Origin of the sequence: Enterococcus sp. AZ128, from assembly GCF_051714485.1 — a bacterium.
GTDB lineage: Bacteria > Bacillota > Bacilli > Lactobacillales > Enterococcaceae > Enterococcus_A.
On record NZ_JBIORZ010000002.1, the window covers coordinates 946,795 to 964,467 of the forward strand.

Below are 17,673 nucleotides of genomic sequence, written 5' to 3' on the forward strand. Positions count from 1 at the left end.
GAAGGGATGAAACTTTTTATATTTATTCAACTTCAGTAGAGACAGTTCCTGAAGCTTTGTCTTTTTTGATAATTGCAGTAAGAACCAATGAGAAGATGATACAACCGATACCCATTGCGATCGCGTACATAAACATCATATTGAAACCGGCTTTACCAGGGTTTGCATCTAACCATCCGCCGATCATAGTGTACATAAATACGTCTGGCAGGTAGCCTAGACAAGAAACGATTCCAGATACACGCCCCGTCATTTCAACTGGGAATCCAGCATCATCAATGATTGCGAAGTATTGACTACGGACTACGTAAATAAGGAATAGTCCAAAGATGAAGTTGGCGATTACAGTGACTAATAATCCCGCACTAGCTGGCAATACCAAGAACCCAGCAAAACAAACTGTCAACAGTCCTGCACCACCGATGATAACCCGGATACGAGAGCCCAGTTTATCCGCGATGATCCCACCGATGATCCCGCCGGCTGCTTGAACTAAATAACGCACACCACCAAGTGTTGTTCCACCTGCAACTGATAATCCGTAAACATTTATTGCGTAAGTATTGATATAGCCTAGAATTCCATAAATACTATAAGCAAAGAATACAATGGCTACAAGTACCCATGTACGGGGCAATTTCAAAGTTTTGAACATACCGATCGCAACTTTAGAGATCGGTTCAGTGTGTGATTCTGCTGCGGTGTCTTCAATGACAAACCAATTTAAAATACCAATAATAATAACAGCAATTGCACATACACGAATCGCCCAAGCGGTACCTAATACTTCGTTTGAAAAACGGCTGTAAACAGCTGTCATTCCAAATACAAGTAATGCATTCAACAGTCCACGCAAACCTTCTTGCCAACCAAACAAACGCCCTTGCTCTGAACTGTCACCCAACATCCGAGTTGCTTTGATCGCCGCGGACCAATAGGTAATGATAGTTGAGATTCCCATTAAAACGAAAATCAACCGACTGATTTGAAAACCAGGGAAGGTAGAGAACCAAAAGCCTAAGATACCGGTAATCAAGAATGAAAAGGTCAGCAACTTCCGAGCTGAGAATTTATCTGCTACGATCCCACCGACAAAATAAGAAAATGTCGCCATCGTAGCGTAACCGGAAGAAAGCATTCCCATCTGCGCATTTGTCAGATCCATTGCTTTTTGGATCGGTACATAAAACGTCTCCCGAATGTAAGGAAGCTGAAAGATAATTCCAGCGCCGGCTGAAAGTAGTAACAACGTTCCCCATTTTTTAACTGCTTGCTTGTTCATATAACGCCCTCCTGATTGTGAATTCTTTTACAAAAAAACAAAAAAGAAGCAACGCTTAAGTAAGCGTTACTTCTCTCTGGTCTCTAGTAACACCCAAAGTATAGAATCTTATGAAAGCGATGTCAACCTCTTTTTATACTCAAAATTTTTAGAGAAATCTTTTTCAACGAAATTTTCACGTTTAAAAGGCATGGAAAACCTTGATATTACAACAGATTTCCGCAAGTCTTTTTTCTCTGAACAATTGACGAAAAAGCTGTAATCCATTAAACTGAGGAAACACAAGTGTTTCTAATTGCGCTTGATTGAGAAATCAAAAGGATATTCCAAGAAAAAGAATTCGAGGGATCATGTTTTCTCATGTAAGTGTTTGTGAGGTATGCTAGAATGAAAGCGTATTAAATTACTTAGTAGGGATAAGGATAAAAATGAAAAGAAAAATTATTCAAATGATGGAGGACAATCCGCTGATTGCAGCCATCAATAGCAAGCGCAGTTTTGAGAAGGCCTTGACCTGCGAAAGTGATATCATCTTCGTTTTGTATGGAGATGTTTGCAGTATTGTGGATATCGTTGATCGTTTAAAAGAAGCTGGCAAGATTGTGATGGTGGATGTGGACTTGATCGATGGTCTGGCCACAAAGGAGACGGCGGTCGATTATTTGAAGCGAGCCACTAAAGCGGATGGCATTATCAGTTCGAAATCAATCTTGCTGCGGGCGGCGAATGCTAGAGGATTATTTACCGTTCATCGTTTCTTTTTGATCGATTCAAAGTCGTATCATAATTTGCCAAAACAATTAGGAACCTCGAAAGCGGATGTCGTAGAAGTTTTACCTGGAGCGATGCCAAAGGTTCTATCTTGGGTACAGGATGTGGTGGATGTTCCGATTATCGCCAGTGGCTTGGTTTGTGACAAGGAATTGGTAATGACGGCATTGCAGGCAGGAGCAGTAGCCATTTCAACAACAAACATGGATGTTTGGGAAATATAAAAAGTAAAAACGGTAGTTGTTGCTAAGAGGACAGAGAAAAGCGGACACCAGCTTATTTGGTGTTCGCTTTTTTGTTTTGAATTTATCTATTTTTGGTCGAACACATCAATCTTTAAACGGATAGAATGAAAGCTGAACGATTTCGTGAGGCTCTATCACACAAACGGGGGGAAGATAAATGGAAATCACGGAATTCAGTATGGAATTTTTTTCACTGGATGGAAAAGTCGCTATCGTAACTGGAGGAAATACAGGTATTGGGCGAGCGTTTTCGCTGGCATTGGCGAAGAGCGGAGCAAATATTCTTGTGCCCAGCTTAATCGATGATGATGGAACAACGCAGAAAATTATTGAAGAGACGGGCTCTTGTTATGTTTTTATGGAAGTTGATCTGACGGAGGATGGTGTTCCGCAACAGGTTGTCGAGCATTGCGTTGAAGTCTTTGGTACGGTGGATGTGCTGGTGAATTGTGCCGGGATGCATCTCTCAGCAGATGTGCTGCAGTTTGATCGTTCAAAATGGGACCCGATGATCCAACTTAATTTATCGGCGGCCTTTGAAATGTCTCACGAGGCGGCGAAAGTGATGATTCCGCAAAAGAGCGGAAAGATTATCAATATCTGCTCATTGTTTTCATTTTTGGGTGGCCAACAGTCCCCGGCAAATGCGGCAGCAAAACATGGGCTGGTTGGTTTGACTAAAGCGTATTGTGATGAATTGGCCGCATACAATATCCAAGTGAACGGAATAGCTCCAGGCTATTTAGCGACCGATATGACTAAAAGAGATCGGGAAAATCCAGAGATCAATCAAAAAGTTTTAGCACATGTGCCTGCCAATTATTGGGGAGAAGTAGCAGATTTGATGGGGGCATTGGTTTATTTAGCAAGTCCGGCTTCAAATTTTGTTAATGGACATATTTTACCAATCGATGGCGGCTATTTAGTAAGATAATCGCTAATTATTGTTCGTCGTGACAGCGGAAATGAGTCACGGCAATTACATAAAAATGGAGGGATCATTGCTATGATCGAGTTTGAACAGGTAGAAAAAAGGTATGGAGAAAAAGCGATCGCCGTCCATCCCTTTGATTTGACGATTGAAGACAATCAATTTATTTGTGTTATCGGGACTAGCGGGAGCGGGAAAACGACTCTAGTACGAATGATTAATCGAATGATCGAACCGTCAAAGGGCAGTATTAAAATCAATGGACAAGATGTTACCAAATTGAACGAGGATGAGTTGCGGAGACAAATCGGCTACGTGATTCAAAACATTGGTTTGTTTCCTCATATGACCATCCGAGAAAATATCATGATCGTGCCTAAATTGTTAAAGTGGAGCAACGAAAAGAAATCTGGGATCGCAGAACGATTGATCCAACGAGTCGATTTGCCTTTAGACTATTTAGAACGGAAATCGAAAAATCTTTCTGGTGGTCAGCAACAGCGAATCGGTGTCATTCGGGCATTGGCGGCCAGTCAAGATATTATTTTGATGGATGAACCTTTTGGCGCTTTAGACCCAATCACGCGGGACGCGTTGCAAGAAATGATCAAAGGTTTGCAGCGGGAGATGAAGAAAACGATTGTTTTTGTTACTCATGACATGGATGAGGCAATCAAGCTGGCAGATAAAATCATTATTATGGATCATGGTGAGATCGTTCAATACGATACGGTAGAAACGATCTTGGAACATCCAGCGAATGATTTTGTTGAAGAACTGATTGGAAAACGCAAACGTAATGTCTATTACAACAATGAAATGACTGTGGCTGATTTGATGGTGGAGCGGGTCGAATCGATCTCGCTGAGCAAATCGATCACTGATGCGATTCGTCAAATGTCAGAGAAAAAAGTTGATACCTTGTTGGTGGTGGATGACGAGAACTGCTTGAAGGGTTTTGTTGATATTAACTTTGTTGAACGTAACATTTCTAAGCTTAAACCAAAATCGTCTATTTTTGATGTGATGGGAACCGACACAGCAAGTGTAAATCAAAATGATCGGGTGGCGGACGTGATCGAACCGCTGATTAATCATGTCTTCAAATATTTGCCAGTGGTGGATGATGAGAATCATCTGGTAGGCATCGTGACTCGTTCAGCGTTAGTGTCGCTTGTCCAGGAACAATTGCAGTAGGAGGTGCTAGCATGAATTTTTGGTCCGAATATGGTAGTGAGATTTTATTGAAATTCTGGGAACATTTTTATTTATCCTTTTTGGCGATTTTTCTTGGTATCCTCATAGCGGTTCCTTTAGGGGCGCTTTTGACGCGGGTAGAAAAAGGCTCTGAGACAGTAATCAAAGTCGTAGGGTTTTTTCAAACGATCCCTTCATTAGCGTTGCTGTCGATCATGATTCCTTTCTTTGGAATCGGGAAAATTCCAGCAGTGATCGCGCTTTTTTTGTATTCGCTATTGCCGATATTACGAAATACTTATGTTGGTATCAAATCAGTTGACGCCACGTATTTAGATGCCGCCAAGGGGATGGGGATGTCACAAATGCAACGATTATTACAGATCGAATTGCCGTTAGCGATGGGAGTCATTATGGCAGGTATTCGTGTATCGACTGTTTATGTCATTTCGTGGACGACTTTAGCTTCGTATATCGGTGCAGGTGGTTTAGGCGATTTTATTTTTAACGGATTGAATTTATATCGTCTGGATCTTGTGATGATGGGGACGATCCCAATCACTTTGTTAGCTTTGCTATCAGATGCATTGCTTAAACGTTCGGAATTAAAATTAACGATGGATAGAGGGTGAGTCGATGAAAAAGCGAATTTTTCTATTAGCGGCGATGATCCTGCTATTTGGAAGTTTTATCGTACGGAATTTTTCCGCCAAGGATGATACGATCACGGTGGCTGGCGGAGTGACCTCGGAATCACAGATTCTAGGGAATATCGTCGTTGAGCTACTCCAGCACGCCACGGATAAAAACATTGTCTATCTTAATAATTTGGGGTCAGCTAATTTGATGCATGAAGCAATGGTGCGAGGAGATTTAGACATTGCGCCAACACGTTATACGGGAACCGACTTGATCGGTACTTTAGGATTGCCGACGGAAAAAGATCCCGCTAAAGCATTAAAGATTGTCCAGCAAGAATTTGATCAGCGTTTTGGGTTCGAATGGTTTCCGAGTTATGGCTTTTCTAACCAATTTACTTTTATGGTGACGCAAGAAACTGCAAAAAAATATGATTTAAAAAAGGTCAGCGATTTAAAAAAATGTGCGGGGAAAATGCGTCTTGGCTCCGATCAGACGTGGTATAAACGAGAAGGTGACGGCTATAAGGGATATACAGAAGCCTATAATACCAAATTCCAACGGGTCTATCCGATGCAGGTGGGATTGCTTTATGACGCGTTAGTCGCCAAGGAGCTAGATGTGATTTTGGGCTATTCCACTGATGGACGGGTCGGCAGCTATGATCTTGTAATGTTGGAAGATGACTTGAAGTTCTTTCCGCCGTACACTGCTAGCGTCGTTGTTTCAGGAGAGACGCTGAAACAATATCCGGAGTTAAAACCGATTTTGTTGAAATTACAAAATACGATTGATACTGAAACGATGCAGCGCTTGAATTATGAATCGGATAATGAATTGTTGGAGCCGAAAATTATTGCTCGCCGATTTTTGGAAAAGCATAACTTTTTTGAGGAGGGAAGCTGATGGTTGAAAATTTGCTGCAATATCTAAGTGAAAACTCTTCGTATTTGATCACACAATTTGGCGTGCATGTTTATATCTCAGTGATTGGTGTGGTGCTGACCTTCTTGATCGGTTTTCCACTGGGAATTTTTTTATCCGAGAAGCCAAAGCTGTCTGATGTGGTGATTGGGGTCATTAATATCATTCAAACGATTCCGTCGATTGCGATGCTGACGGTACTGTTAATCTTAATGGGATTGGGGCAGAATACTGTGGTGGCAACCGTTGTCCTGTATTCCTTGTTGCCGATCGTTAAAAACACATATGTTGGGCTAGTCAATGTCGATCCGATGTATATCGATAGCGCTAAAGGGATCGGGATGAATCGGTATCAAATTCTTTACATGATCAAGATTCCGCTGGCATTGCCGGTGATTTTAGCAGGCGTTCGCAATGCCTTAGTGATCTCGGTTGGTATTACGACGATCGGTTCATTCGTCGGAGCTGGTGGTGTCGGCGATGTGATCTTACGAGGAATTGCGATTACGGACGGCGGTCCGATCATTATTGTCGGGGCGGTTTTATGTGCTTTTATTGCGATGATGATGGATTGGCTGTTTGATTGGATTATGAAATAATTTACGGATATTAAAAAAGGACCTCCGCGATTTATTCGCGGGGGTCTTCTTCAGTCAACTTTCGAACAACCTCTTCGATGAACATCAACAAAATGGTTCGAGTCTTTTCGTGAGATTTCAAGGTTTCATTTTGATGCGATTTTGTTAAGAAAATTATTTCACTGGCATCAAGAGATAAGTTTGTATTCATTTCCTCCATCACCAGCAAAGATTTGGCTTGATGCTTCTTCGCTTCTTCGAATAATGGATCAAAGTTGGCGAATTTCCCAGCAACGGAGAAAATCAGCAGCAAGGAATCCTTCGTTAACAAATCAGGGATCAAGGATGGCTGACTGACACGAATCACATTTTTGTTCAAAGTGAAATTCAGTTTGTATTCAAAATACTCCATGCAAAAATTTGTAGGTCCATAGCCAAAAAGCAAAATCTTTCCCGATTGCTGAATCAAATCAGCTAGGTAGTCTACCGCCGACTCGTCAAAATTCTCTATGAAGTCCTTGATACGGGCAAACTCGCTGTTCAATTTTTTTTGCTTGACTAATTCTTTGCCGGTCAAAAAACGGAAATACTCTTTGTAGCCGGAGAAGCCCATTTTTTTGACCAGCTTGGAAATCTTTGAAGGAGAAACGTCCGTAAGTTTGGCGGCTTCAGTAATTGTCAGGTTGGGTTTGTCTTGGCTTTCCGCCAGCAAACGGTTATGGATTTTTATTTCTAGATCGTTTAACCGATCCAACTGTATTTTCATGGGAAACCTCCTTAAAGGCAATGATTTATCTTGAATTCAGAATAGCATAATCAGAATCAGAAAAGCAAACAAAAAATGGAAAATTTTCCAAAATAGAATAAAAAAATGAAATCAAATAGAAAATTTAATCAAATTTTAATGTAAAACGAGAGATGACCATTTATACTGAACTCAGGAAAAGCGCTTTCGAAAAAAAGATGAATGGAGCTAATTGAATGAACTCTGAAACATTGGTGAAAGAAGCAATCATTAAGGACGTAAAAAATATCGTCTCTGAAGAACAGGTGGTAACGGATCACAAAACATTATATGATGCGGCATCTGACCGCTATCGCAAATATATGAAGGCTAAAGGAGTACTGGATAATCCATTGCCGACTGCCGTAGTTTATCCTAATAATCCAGAAGAAGTTAAAGAACTTTTGATGTATTGTAACGAAAATGATATCAATGTCATTCCCCGCAGTGGGCAAACTGCAACAGAAGGCGGTTTGGAAAACTGGAAAGATCTAGCATTAGTGATCGACGGTTCTCATATGAATAAGATTTTGAAAATCGATCCTTATAACATGCAAGCTACCGTTCAAGCCGGAGTACCCTTGCAAGCGTTAGAAGATGAATTGAGAAAAATCGGCTACACTACAGGCCATTCACCACAATCAAAACCAATTGCCCAATATGGCGGATTGGTTGCAACCCGCTCAATCGGACAATTCTCAACTCTTTATGGCGGAATCGAAGACATGGTCGTAGGATTGGAATGTGTTTTCCCGAACGGTCATATTTCACGGATTAAGAATATTTCTCGTCGTGCAGGCGGCCCAGACATTCGCCACATTGTGATCGGAAATGAAGGAACGCTTTGCTATATCACGGAAGTGACAGTGAAAATCTTTAAATACTATCCAGACAATAATAAATTCTTTGGTTACTTAGTAAACGATGTTGAAGATGGTGTGAAGGTTCTTCGCGAAGTGATGGTAAACGGTTACCGCCCATCGGTTGCTCGGACATATTCACCGGAGGATGCGCGCCAGCATTTCTATCATTTCTACGAAGGGAAATGCGTCTTGATTTTCATGGCAGAAGGCCCAGAAGGAATTGTTGAAGCAACGGGTAAAGGGATTGAGGAAGCAGTCGAGAAATTCAAAGACGGCATCGTGAAGCAAGTAGATTCCCAATTAATCGAAAACTGGTTCAACCAATTGAACTGGACACAACAAACGATCGATGATGAAATTCAAGGTATGATCGACAATGACAAACACGATGGCTATACAACAGAAGTATCGGCTGACTGGGAAACGATCACTAAGATTTATAACAATGTTATCGATAGAATTCGTAACGAGTTCCCTCGTGCTGATGATTTAACGATGTTAGGCGGGCATTCTTCCCATAGTTATCTGAACGGAACGAACATGTACTTCGTTTACAACTACGACATCAATTGTGAGCCAGAGGATGAAATGAAAATCTATCATCATCCGATCCAAGCGATCATCGTAGAAGAAACACTGAAATTAGGCGGTTCAATGTGTCACCATCACGGTATCGGCAAGTATCGTAACGAATGGACAAAAGATGAACATCAATCTGCGTACTATATGTTAGAAAGCTTGAAAGAAGTTTTCGATCCGAAGGGCATCATGAGTTTCGGAAATATCTACCCAGTACAAGAAGGGTTGAAGTACCAAAAATAAACACACGATTCATTCAAGGACGTCTGATCGTCCTTGAATGAAATACATAGTTGAAGGAGGGGAATCATGAAAATCATTTGTTTAGTCAAATTTGTTCCGGATACAGAAAAGTTTGTCTATGATTATGAGACGGATAAGATTGATCGTGATAGTTCGCGTCTTATTTTGAATCCAGATGATAAGAACGCTTTGGCTTTTGCCATGATGCGAAAAAAACAAGACCCTTCTACCTATGTTGAAGTTATTACAATGGGACCGCTGAAGTTGGAAGAGGCGATGAAGGATTTCGTCCGATTGGGTGCAGATCGAGCAGTTTTGATCAGTGATCGTCACTTAGCTGGCAGTGATTCGCTGGTAACGAGCCGAATCATTTCCAGTTATCTTTCTTCACAAGAATATGATTTGTTGCTTACTGGTACCCATACTTTGGATGGCGGGACCGGACATGTTGGTCCACAAATCGCGGAAATCATGGGAATCAATCAATTTTCCAATATTGTCGCGATCAAGGAAGTGACAAAGGAATATTCGATCGTTGAAGCCTTGCAAGAGGAAAAAACATATCGCTTAAAAATCGAAAATCCCAGTGTGCTGAGCGTCACACATCAAATGAATTTGCGTTTAGGGTTTGTAAGATATGAAAATATCGGGAGAAATGTGGATGACCAATTTGAAGTGGTAACCAATGAACGATTACAGTTGCCAGCAGAAATAATTGGAGGCAAGGGCTCCCCGACAAAGGTAAGAAAAAATGTGGTTGTAAAAAGGGAGCAAGTGGAACACAAAGTAGTGAAAGTCGATGATGAAGGTATCGATGAAGTGGTTCATTTTCTAAAAGAAAAGGGGTACTTATAATGTTTAAAGGACTCATTCTGATAGATAACGATCAGGTCGATTATTCATTGGATTTGACTGAAGTGGTTCACCGCTTAGCTGGTGAAGAAGAAACTTTTGTTTATGGATTAGGTATCAATTTGCCTGAAGAAGTTACAGGACTTGATGAGGTGATTAATGTCGAAATGTCGACGACCCAATTAAAGGATAGTCGAATAATAACGGATATCATTGAACAAGTTCATAGAGAGTATCAATTTGACAGCATCATCATTTTAGCAACGGAATTTGGTCGGATGGTGGCGCCGCGATTGGCGATGCGGCTTGAGGTAGGATTAGTGGCTGATATTACCGATATTCACGTTGACAAACGCGGAAAAAAATTGGTGCGACCGGCTTTTTCAGGCAATATTATGGCAAGTATCGTGTGTGATTCATCACCGATCATGGCAAGTGTTCATCCGAATGTTTTTCATGCAGCGGACTTAAGTAAGGAATCAAAATATACCAGGTTTGTGTCAGCTGAATTGAAAGCGTCAACAATCGAGGTTTTGGAGATTGTGGAAAGTGAACAAACAGTTGCGGATATTCGCGAGGCAGACGTGATTGTTTCAGCAGGCGGCGGTTATACTCAGCCAATTGATCAATTGCAGGATTTGGCAGAAGAACTAACGGGTGTCGTGGCGGTATCGAAACAATTAGTCGATCGTAAAAAAGCGCCCCGTGAAATTCAAGTCGGCCAATCGGGCAAGACAGTTAGCCCAGACTTGTATATCGCTTTAGGAATCTATGGTTCAACGCAGCATATCGAAGGGTTAAAAAATGCAAAAGAGATTATTTCGGTGAATACGGATCTTGGTGCACCGATGAATTATTTAGCCAGTATCGTCGTTCATGGCGATGCGGCAGAATTTGCAAGGAAGCTAAGTACTAGACTCAAGGGATAATCCCCAAGCGGGTGAAAACAAAAAATAAAGGAAAAGAAGGTAGAAAAATGGAAATCAAAGACTTTAAAATGGATATGTTTCATATCAAAGGCAAAAACGCGATCGTAACTGGCGGAAATACTGGGCTAGGACAAGCATTTTCATTAGCTTTAGCAGAAGCAGGCGCGAATATTTTCATGCCATCAATTATGCCGGATGATCCAGAATTTAACGCTGTTTTAGCAGAACGTGGTGCGAAAACGGCATATATGGAAGCTGATATCACGAAAGACGGTGTGTGCCAAGAAGTGGTTGAAAAATGTATTGCTGAATTGGGTTCGGTAGATATTTTAGTAAACTGTGCCGGCATTTGCCCGTGCGACGATGTTGTAAGCTATGGTCGTGACAAATGGGACCCGACGATTAACATCAATTTAACAGCAGCATTTGATATGAGTCATGAAGCCGCTAAAGTGATGATTCCTCAAAAGAGCGGAAAAATCATCAATATCTGTTCAATGTTCTCTTTCTTAGGCGGACAATGGGCGCCAGCATATGCTGCATCTAAACATGGTTTAGCTGGTTTGACAAAAGCTTATTGTGATGAATTAGCCCAATACAATATCCAAGTGAACGGCATTGCGCCAGGATATTTCAAAACCCATGCAGCGAAAGCATCGATCGAAGACCCAGAACGCAGCAAGTGGATTGTAGATCATACACCAGAAGGACGTTGGGGCGATGTTGCTGACTTGATGGGAGCAACGGCATTCTTAGCATCAGAAGCTTCACATTTTGTTAATGGACATATCTTGGCAGTTGATGGTGGTTTCTTAGTACGATAGTCCATCTATATAATAGAAGAAAAAATCAAAAGGAGAGACTATGGAAAAGAAATATATCGTCGGTATTGATGGCGGAAGCCAAAGTACCAAGATCGTCATTTTTGATTTAGAAGGAAATATCGTAGGTGAAGGCAAAGAAGCATTACGCCCTATGCACCTAGGAACAGATGTCGTAGTTGAGCATCCTGGTGATGACTTATGGGATGCCTTATGTGTCGCAGCAAACAAAGCGATGGATGAGTTCGGTGTACGTAAAGAGAATATTGTCGGAATCGGGCTAGGTTTTATCCGTTGCTGCCGAGTTTTGCTGAAAAAGGACGGAACATTAGCACAGCCGGTAATTAGCTGGATGGATAAACGTACGTCAACGCCCTATGTTCATGACAATCCAGAAGTTCAATATGTGACCTCGACAAGCGGATACATTACCCATCGTTTGACAGGTGAATTTAAAGATAATATTGGAAATAACTTTGGTCAATGGCCGGTTGATTATGAAACGTGGGATTGGTCAACGAATGAAGAAGTTTTAAAACAATACAATCTCCCAGAAGATATGCTGTTTGAAGCAGTTAAACCCGGAGAAAAGCTAGGCGAAATAACGAAAGAGGCAAGTGGAAAAACCGGATTACCTGAAGGCTTGCCAGTCTTTGCGACAACGAGTGATAAGGCAGTGGAGGCCTTAGGTGCCGGACTGATTCAAGATACGAGTGCGGTTGTATCGTTAGGAACGTATATTTGCAGCATGATGATGGGCAAACAAATGCCGCCTAGTGATGCCGTTAATTATTGGGGCATCTTGTCATCAATGCCTAGCCGCTATATCTATGAAGGTTATGGTATTCGCCGCGGGATGTGGACCGTATCTTGGTTTAAAGATCTTTTAGGTGAAAAAATCAGTATTCGTTCAAACTATCAAGGGATTAGTGAAGAAGAATACCTAAACGAACAAGCCGCTAATATTCCAGCAGGCAGTGACGGTTTGATGACGAAATTAGATTGGTTAGCCAATCCTTGGGAACCCTTCAAACGGGGAGTGATGATTGGTTTTAATGCTCACCACGATTATCGTTATCTGTATCGCTCGATTCTAGAAGGCATCGCTTATACCATGAAGAACAACGTGACGAATATGACCGATGAAATGGGACATCCAATTGATGAAGTGATTGTTACCGGGGGCGGTTCAAACAGTGATCTATTGATGCAAATTTTCGCGGATGTCTTTAATTTGCCGATCAAGCGCAATGTAGTGAACGGCAGTGCCAGTGTTGGAGCTGCGATCAACGCAGCAGTTGGTTTAGGCATCTATGAAACATATGAAGAGGCTGTTGAGAAAATGGTCAAAGTGAAGGATGTCTTCACACCAAAACCTGAAAATGTGGCGATTTATAAACGTTTGAATGAAGAAGTGTATCAAAGTTTAACCGATTATACAGATGAAGTACTGAAGAAAACATATGATGTGCTGCATCCAGAAGGATAAAGCTCAATAATAATATCTCAGTTTTTGAAAGAAGCAGTTCCATTGGTTTGGAACTGCTTCTTTTTCATATTTCAAAAAATAATGTGTGCTGTAGAAAAATTGTTTGCAGTGACATTTTTACTTGTGAATGTCAGGCGAGGGAGAAAATGTTTGCTTAAGGTTGATGTCTGCTTATCTTTGATGGCTCTATCTATTGAAACACAATGGAAGCTATCCATTCTTATCGTTCGGATTTAGCAGGCTGTTTCAACTAAATAGAGCGGATTTTTTGTGAGTTTTTTTCTTTTTTAGAATTATTTCAAGGATTCTAAGCGAATTATTAGTGATTCGCGGGTTCAACCCTGCTATAATAGAAAAAATATTTAAAAAAGGGGCGAAAAAAGTGGATAAAGCAACATTAAAGCGACTGATCGATGTAGCAGCGGGACGTGTGCCGGCTGATGTAGTTTTAAGAAATGCTCAGGTGGTGGATGTTTATCAGGCGGAAATCATTCAAGGAGATATAGCGATTGTTGATGGTCAGATTGCTGGAGTTGGTGAGGATTATCAAGGAAACAAAATAATCGATTTAGAAGGGAAATTTGTGGCTCCGGGATTTATCGATCCTCATATCCATGTGGAATCGTCCTATGTGACACCGGAAGAATTTGGCCGGTTGTTAGTTCCTCATGGTACGACGACGGTACTAGCTGATCCCCATGAAATCGTCAATGTTCTTGGTTTACCGGGATTAGAGTATATGATAGAGGCCGCGAAGAAAACAGCATTGGATATTCGTTACATGATGCCCTCATGTGTACCGGCGACCAACATGGAGAATGCTGGGGCGGTGGTGGAAGCTGCGGATATGCTTCCATCGTTTGCTAAGAACCAAGTCGACGGGTTAGCTGAATTTATGAATTTTCCTGGTGTGATCAATGCTCAAGATGAGGTGCTGGATAAGTTATTAGCTGCTAAAGAACGCAACTTACGGATCGACGGCCATTCGCCGATGGTATTCGATAAAGAATTGAATGCTTATGCGGCTGCGGGTATCGCCAATGACCATGAATGTTCGACCGTCGAAGAACTGAAGGACCGGATCGCACGCGGGATGTATGTTTTCTTACGTGAAGGGTCGGTTACTCAAAATTTACGAACATTGTTAAAAGGTGTGACGGAAAATAATTATCAGCGTTGTGTGCTATCGGCAGATGACTTGCAGGCGAAAACGATGTTAGAAAAGGGTCATTTGGATAACAGTATTCGAATTTGCATCGAAGAGGGTGTCTCACCGATTCGAGCGATTCAAATGGCAACGATCAATGCGGCTCAATGCTGCCAATTGACCGATCGTGGCGCGATTGCGCCGGGCTTGAGAGCGGATTTGGTCGTTTTCTCTGATTTGGCACAATTGAAGATCGAAGCGACTTATATTGCTGGAAAATTGATCGCAGAAAATGGTGAATATCTACCCGCAATCAAACGTGTACCGACTGAAAAGGTTCAATCAAGTGTGCATATCGACAATTTCCGCAAGGAACAATTGACGCTGACCCTAACGAGCAGCAAGGCACGTGCGATTGAAGTTATTCCACAGGAAGCGTTGACCAATGAGGCGATCGTTTCTGTTCAACGAGATGCATTGAATCACTTTATCTTTGATCCGCGGCAAGATGTTGCGAAAATCGCAGTCATCGAGCGCCATCACAATACCGGAAATGTCTTTGTCGGATTGTTAAAGGATTATGGTTTGAAAAAAGGGGCAATCGGTTTGTCGATCGCTCATGATTCCCATAATTTGATCGTGACAGGGACGAACGATGAAGATATGGCTGCAGCTGTGCTCGCATTAAAGGAGCAAGAGGGCGGTGTAGTAGTGATCGAATCTGGAAAAGTGATCGGCAGCATGGCTCTGCCAATTGCGGGATTAATGAGCGATCTTTCAGGAGAAGCAGTTGCGGAACAAGAGGCGGAGATTAATCGTTTGGCTCATGAGGTTTTAGATGTCTCAGAAAAAGTTGATCCGATCATGACGCTAGGTTTTATGTCATTAGCGGTCATTCCTAATTTGAAAATTACGGACATTGGTTTGGTAGATGTTACGAAGTTTGAGGTTGTACCGATTTCAGTAGAAGAATAAGAAAAACGAGGAGAAGATTCGTAGAGAATCTTTTCCTCGTTTATTTTTTCGCTCTAAAAATAGCTGGTAGAAACAGGAAGAATGCAAGAATAACTACACTTGCTCCGATTGTCAGGACTAATTTTGATACTCCTAACTGCGAAGCACTGGCAAAATTGCCAAAGACATTCGACAAAATAATCACAAGACTGACAAGTACTGTCGCAATAATTGCTTTTCCACGTTCACCGCGTTTTTCAAAATAATTAATCACTGAATAAAGTCCCCAACCCAATAAAGTAACTGTAATTGTATCCATTTCTTCAACTCCCTTTCTTTGATGTATTCATCATAACAAGGAAACGAAGGAGAAAATACTTACGAAAGAGTTTGGAAACTTACGATTGTGAAAGGTTGCCATTTAATCAGTTATTCTTATCATCGTGATCATTGATAGTTGACGAAACACTTGAAATGAGATGACTGCTATAAAGGAATAAAAATGGAAGGCTGCTAAGAGAACTTTCTTTGCTGCACCCCATAATATCAATGAAATATATGAGCACAAAATGGATAGTTTGGAGAAGCTTATTGTTACTTCGCTGAAAGGAATTGAGCTATAGTATAAAAAAAGCTACCTACAACTCTTTAAAAGAGCAGCAGGTAGCTTTTTTTAGTCTAACACTTCACCAGCATCGCCCAACGAATCTTCTGCTGATTCTTCTGGTCGCTCATAGTGGAAGTTCGACGTATCGTATTTGAAGTTATATTTATTCCCCAAGAAATATTTCGCGATATGGAGCGTACGATCGCTTGAGCGTTCCAAGTTGGAGCTGATATCGATCAGCAGCACTCCGTCAGCAGCACGTCCTTCGCCTTTTGTCATGAGTTTAATATATTTTTTACGTAGCAATTCAACCAATTGATTGATTTCTTCTTCACGGTCTAACATCTTTTGCGCAAGCTCGACATCATCGTTCTCTAAAACCTGCATCGCATCGCGGATATTTTTTAAGACTTTATCGAAAAGACGTTCAAGGTCTTCATCGTGGAGCAAGAAAGTTTGTCGGTTATTTGTTGATTTCGTTTTATTCCGCTTATCTTTTGCTCGTTGTTTCTCTTCTAGAGCGATGGATTCTTCGACATAGCGGATGATATTCATGGAATGATCGCCCATACGCTCGAAGTCCTTCGTGAATTCTAGTAGCATCGCTTGCTCCTGACTTTCTAAAGGAGTCAATTCCGTCGCTGAGATTTTTACGAGATATTCCGTCAATTCGATATCGCATTGATTGATTGCATCTTCATACTGCAAAACATCATCGCGCCATTCTTCTTTCGTATCATTATAATACTTGCGCGCGGCCGTCACAGAAGACAGGACATAATTCCCCATCTGAACCACTTCACCTTTAGCTTGTTCGATCGCCATAACAGAAGAGGTATGAATGATCGGCTCGCTCAAAGTCACTGAACGGATATTCAAATTCTTCTCGCTGCCAGGTACGATCTTCTTCACGAGCATTTCGATCTGCGGAATGAACCAGAATTGGATCGCCAGATTGGAAACGTTGAAGAGTCCATGGGCAAAGGCCAGCTGCATCGCGGGATTCAAGCCCAGCGAGTCGGCGAAAAATACGACAACACTCGTAAATGGTGTTAACAAGATCGTAAAGATCAGAGCGCCAACTAGGTTGAAGATGACGTGAGACGCAGCAGTTCGTTTAGCAGCGACACTGGCACCTAGACAAGCGATGATCGCAGTGATCGTCGTACCGATATTGTCCCCAAATAGGATAGGTAGAGCAGCTCCTAATGTCACGCTTCCTTGCATATACAATTGCTGCAAGATGCCGATCGTGGCACTTGAACTCTGCAAGACCATGGTTAACAAAGTACCGATACCGACACCTAAAACGGGATGATCAGCTACACTAAGCATTAATTGATTAAATTGCGGCAAGTCCTTTAAGGGGTCCATGGCCATTCCCATTAATTTTAGTCCATAAAATAAGGCCCCAAATCCGAAAAGAATCTGTCCAATTGATTGGAGTGAGTTTCGTTTTGCGAAAAAGAGCAGAATCGCTCCGATACCGATGATCGGCAGGGCGTATTCACTCAAATTGAATCCGATAATAAAAGCGGTTACGGTCGTACCGACGTTCGCCCCCATGATAACCCCGATTGCTTGTTTCAAGGTCATAAATCCAGCGCTTACGAGACCAACAGCCAAAACAGTGGTACCCGAACTGCTTTGGATAAGACCGGTGACGATGATACCGGCTAGTACAGCTCGAAAGGGTGTTGAGGTAAAACGATTTAGAATTTCTCTCAATCGATTTCCGGCAGCTTTTTGCAAACCGTCACCTAAATATTTGATCCCGAAAAGGAAAATTCCTAATCCACCTAAGAATGTAAAAAGCATTTCCTGATAAGACATTATGC

At 41.7% G+C, this 17,673-nt stretch carries 16 protein-coding genes; 12 read left to right on the forward strand and 4 right to left on the reverse strand.

Annotated elements, in window-relative coordinates:
- Positions 1-22 precede the first annotated feature (22 nt).
- On the reverse strand, positions 23-1,282 hold the full coding sequence (locus tag IGI38_RS16390; protein ID WP_438732540.1) for an MFS transporter: 1,260 nt from the start codon (positions 1,280-1,282) through the stop codon (positions 23-25).
- Positions 1,283-1,710: 428 nt separating this feature from the next.
- Here IGI38_RS16390 and IGI38_RS16395 point away from each other — a divergent pair, with 428 nt between their 5' ends.
- The 6 genes from IGI38_RS16395 (at position 1,711) to IGI38_RS16420 (ending at position 6,588) form a co-directional block, all read left to right on the forward strand.
- Entirely contained in the window at positions 1,711-2,277 is a 567-nt protein-coding gene (locus IGI38_RS16395; protein ID WP_438732542.1) for a glycerol-3-phosphate responsive antiterminator, read from the forward strand.
- Positions 2,278-2,455: 178 nt separating this feature from the next.
- A complete protein-coding gene (locus IGI38_RS16400; protein ID WP_438732544.1) occupies positions 2,456-3,232 on the forward strand; it encodes an SDR family oxidoreductase in 777 nt (258 codons plus the stop codon).
- Positions 3,233-3,304: 72 nt separating this feature from the next.
- On the forward strand, positions 3,305-4,426 hold the full coding sequence (locus IGI38_RS16405; protein ID WP_438732545.1) for an ABC transporter ATP-binding protein: 1,122 nt from the start codon (positions 3,305-3,307) through the stop codon (positions 4,424-4,426).
- An 11-nt stretch (positions 4,427-4,437) separates the two neighbouring features.
- Positions 4,438-5,058, forward strand: a complete 621-nt coding sequence (locus tag IGI38_RS16410) for an ABC transporter permease (RefSeq protein WP_438732547.1) — start codon at positions 4,438-4,440, stop codon at positions 5,056-5,058.
- A 4-nt stretch (positions 5,059-5,062) separates the two neighbouring features.
- Positions 5,063-5,971, forward strand: a complete 909-nt coding sequence (locus IGI38_RS16415; protein ID WP_438732549.1) for an osmoprotectant ABC transporter substrate-binding protein — start codon at positions 5,063-5,065, stop codon at positions 5,969-5,971.
- Positions 5,971-6,588, forward strand: a complete 618-nt coding sequence (locus IGI38_RS16420) for an ABC transporter permease (RefSeq protein ID WP_438732551.1) — start codon at positions 5,971-5,973, stop codon at positions 6,586-6,588. Before IGI38_RS16415 ends, IGI38_RS16420 begins: the two co-directional genes overlap by 1 nt.
- Before the next feature lie 31 nt (positions 6,589-6,619).
- On the opposite strand, the gene IGI38_RS16425 is transcribed toward IGI38_RS16420, so the two are convergent.
- The gene (locus IGI38_RS16425) at positions 6,620-7,333 is read right to left on the reverse strand and encodes a MurR/RpiR family transcriptional regulator (RefSeq protein ID WP_438732552.1); all 714 of its coding nucleotides are present in this window, start codon (positions 7,331-7,333) and stop codon (positions 6,620-6,622) included.
- Between the two features lie 215 nt (positions 7,334-7,548).
- Here IGI38_RS16425 and IGI38_RS16430 point away from each other — a divergent pair, with 215 nt between their 5' ends.
- From IGI38_RS16430 to ade, 6 genes are all read left to right on the forward strand, one after another.
- On the forward strand, positions 7,549-9,036 hold the full coding sequence (locus tag IGI38_RS16430; RefSeq protein ID WP_438732554.1) for an FAD-binding oxidoreductase: 1,488 nt from the start codon (positions 7,549-7,551) through the stop codon (positions 9,034-9,036).
- 66 nt (positions 9,037-9,102) lie between these two features.
- On the forward strand, positions 9,103-9,891 hold the full coding sequence (locus IGI38_RS16435) for an electron transfer flavoprotein subunit beta/FixA family protein (RefSeq protein ID WP_438732555.1): 789 nt from the start codon (positions 9,103-9,105) through the stop codon (positions 9,889-9,891).
- Positions 9,891-10,817 (forward strand): electron transfer flavoprotein subunit alpha/FixB family protein, encoded by a 927-nt coding sequence (locus tag IGI38_RS16440; RefSeq protein ID WP_438732557.1) that lies wholly within the window; start codon positions 9,891-9,893, stop codon positions 10,815-10,817. The genes IGI38_RS16435 and IGI38_RS16440 overlap by 1 nt, the downstream gene beginning before the upstream one ends.
- Before the next feature lie 47 nt (positions 10,818-10,864).
- Positions 10,865-11,641, forward strand: coding sequence for an SDR family oxidoreductase (locus tag IGI38_RS16445; protein ID WP_438732559.1), 777 nt, complete (start codon positions 10,865-10,867; stop codon positions 11,639-11,641).
- A 40-nt stretch (positions 11,642-11,681) separates the two neighbouring features.
- The gene (locus IGI38_RS16450; RefSeq protein WP_438732560.1) at positions 11,682-13,127 is read left to right on the forward strand and encodes an FGGY-family carbohydrate kinase; all 1,446 of its coding nucleotides are present in this window, start codon (positions 11,682-11,684) and stop codon (positions 13,125-13,127) included.
- A gap of 382 nt (positions 13,128-13,509) precedes the next feature.
- Positions 13,510-15,249 carry an adenine deaminase gene (gene ade, locus IGI38_RS16455; RefSeq protein WP_438732562.1) on the forward strand — a complete coding sequence of 580 codons (1,740 nt, stop codon included), beginning with the start codon at positions 13,510-13,512 and terminating at the stop codon, positions 15,247-15,249.
- A 40-nt stretch (positions 15,250-15,289) separates the two neighbouring features.
- Here the strand turns inward: ade and IGI38_RS16460 are convergent, their stop codons facing one another.
- Both IGI38_RS16460 and IGI38_RS16465 read right to left on the reverse strand, forming a co-directional pair.
- The gene (locus IGI38_RS16460) at positions 15,290-15,547 is read right to left on the reverse strand and encodes a hypothetical protein (protein WP_438732564.1); all 258 of its coding nucleotides are present in this window, start codon (positions 15,545-15,547) and stop codon (positions 15,290-15,292) included.
- A 354-nt stretch (positions 15,548-15,901) separates the two neighbouring features.
- On the reverse strand, positions 15,902-17,668 hold the full coding sequence (locus IGI38_RS16465) for a Na/Pi cotransporter family protein (protein WP_438732566.1): 1,767 nt from the start codon (positions 17,666-17,668) through the stop codon (positions 15,902-15,904).
- Positions 17,669-17,673: the final 5 nt, after the last annotated feature.

Excerpts from the sequence above, each read along its gene's own strand:
- IGI38_RS16390 (WP_438732540.1), bottom strand. The coding sequence starts at position 1,282 with ATGAACAAGCAAGCAGTTAAAAAATGGGGAACGTTGTTACTACTTTCA.
- IGI38_RS16395 (WP_438732542.1), top strand. The coding sequence starts at position 1,711 with ATGAAAAGAAAAATTATTCAAATGATGGAGGACAATCCGCTGATTGCA.
- IGI38_RS16400 (WP_438732544.1), top strand. The coding sequence starts at position 2,456 with ATGGAAATCACGGAATTCAGTATGGAATTTTTTTCACTGGATGGAAAA.
- IGI38_RS16405 (WP_438732545.1), top strand. The coding sequence starts at position 3,305 with ATGATCGAGTTTGAACAGGTAGAAAAAAGGTATGGAGAAAAAGCGATC.
- IGI38_RS16410 (WP_438732547.1), top strand. The coding sequence starts at position 4,438 with ATGAATTTTTGGTCCGAATATGGTAGTGAGATTTTATTGAAATTCTGG.
- IGI38_RS16415 (WP_438732549.1), top strand. The coding sequence starts at position 5,063 with ATGAAAAAGCGAATTTTTCTATTAGCGGCGATGATCCTGCTATTTGGA.
- IGI38_RS16420 (WP_438732551.1), top strand. The coding sequence starts at position 5,971 with ATGGTTGAAAATTTGCTGCAATATCTAAGTGAAAACTCTTCGTATTTG.
- IGI38_RS16425 (WP_438732552.1), bottom strand. The coding sequence starts at position 7,333 with ATGAAAATACAGTTGGATCGGTTAAACGATCTAGAAATAAAAATCCAT.
- IGI38_RS16430 (WP_438732554.1), top strand. The coding sequence starts at position 7,549 with ATGAACTCTGAAACATTGGTGAAAGAAGCAATCATTAAGGACGTAAAA.
- IGI38_RS16435 (WP_438732555.1), top strand. The coding sequence starts at position 9,103 with ATGAAAATCATTTGTTTAGTCAAATTTGTTCCGGATACAGAAAAGTTT.
- IGI38_RS16440 (WP_438732557.1), top strand. The coding sequence starts at position 9,891 with ATGTTTAAAGGACTCATTCTGATAGATAACGATCAGGTCGATTATTCA.
- IGI38_RS16445 (WP_438732559.1), top strand. The coding sequence starts at position 10,865 with ATGGAAATCAAAGACTTTAAAATGGATATGTTTCATATCAAAGGCAAA.
- IGI38_RS16450 (WP_438732560.1), top strand. The coding sequence starts at position 11,682 with ATGGAAAAGAAATATATCGTCGGTATTGATGGCGGAAGCCAAAGTACC.
- IGI38_RS16460 (WP_438732564.1), bottom strand. The coding sequence starts at position 15,547 with ATGGATACAATTACAGTTACTTTATTGGGTTGGGGACTTTATTCAGTG.
- IGI38_RS16465 (WP_438732566.1), bottom strand. The coding sequence starts at position 17,668 with ATGTCTTATCAGGAAATGCTTTTTACATTCTTAGGTGGATTAGGAATT.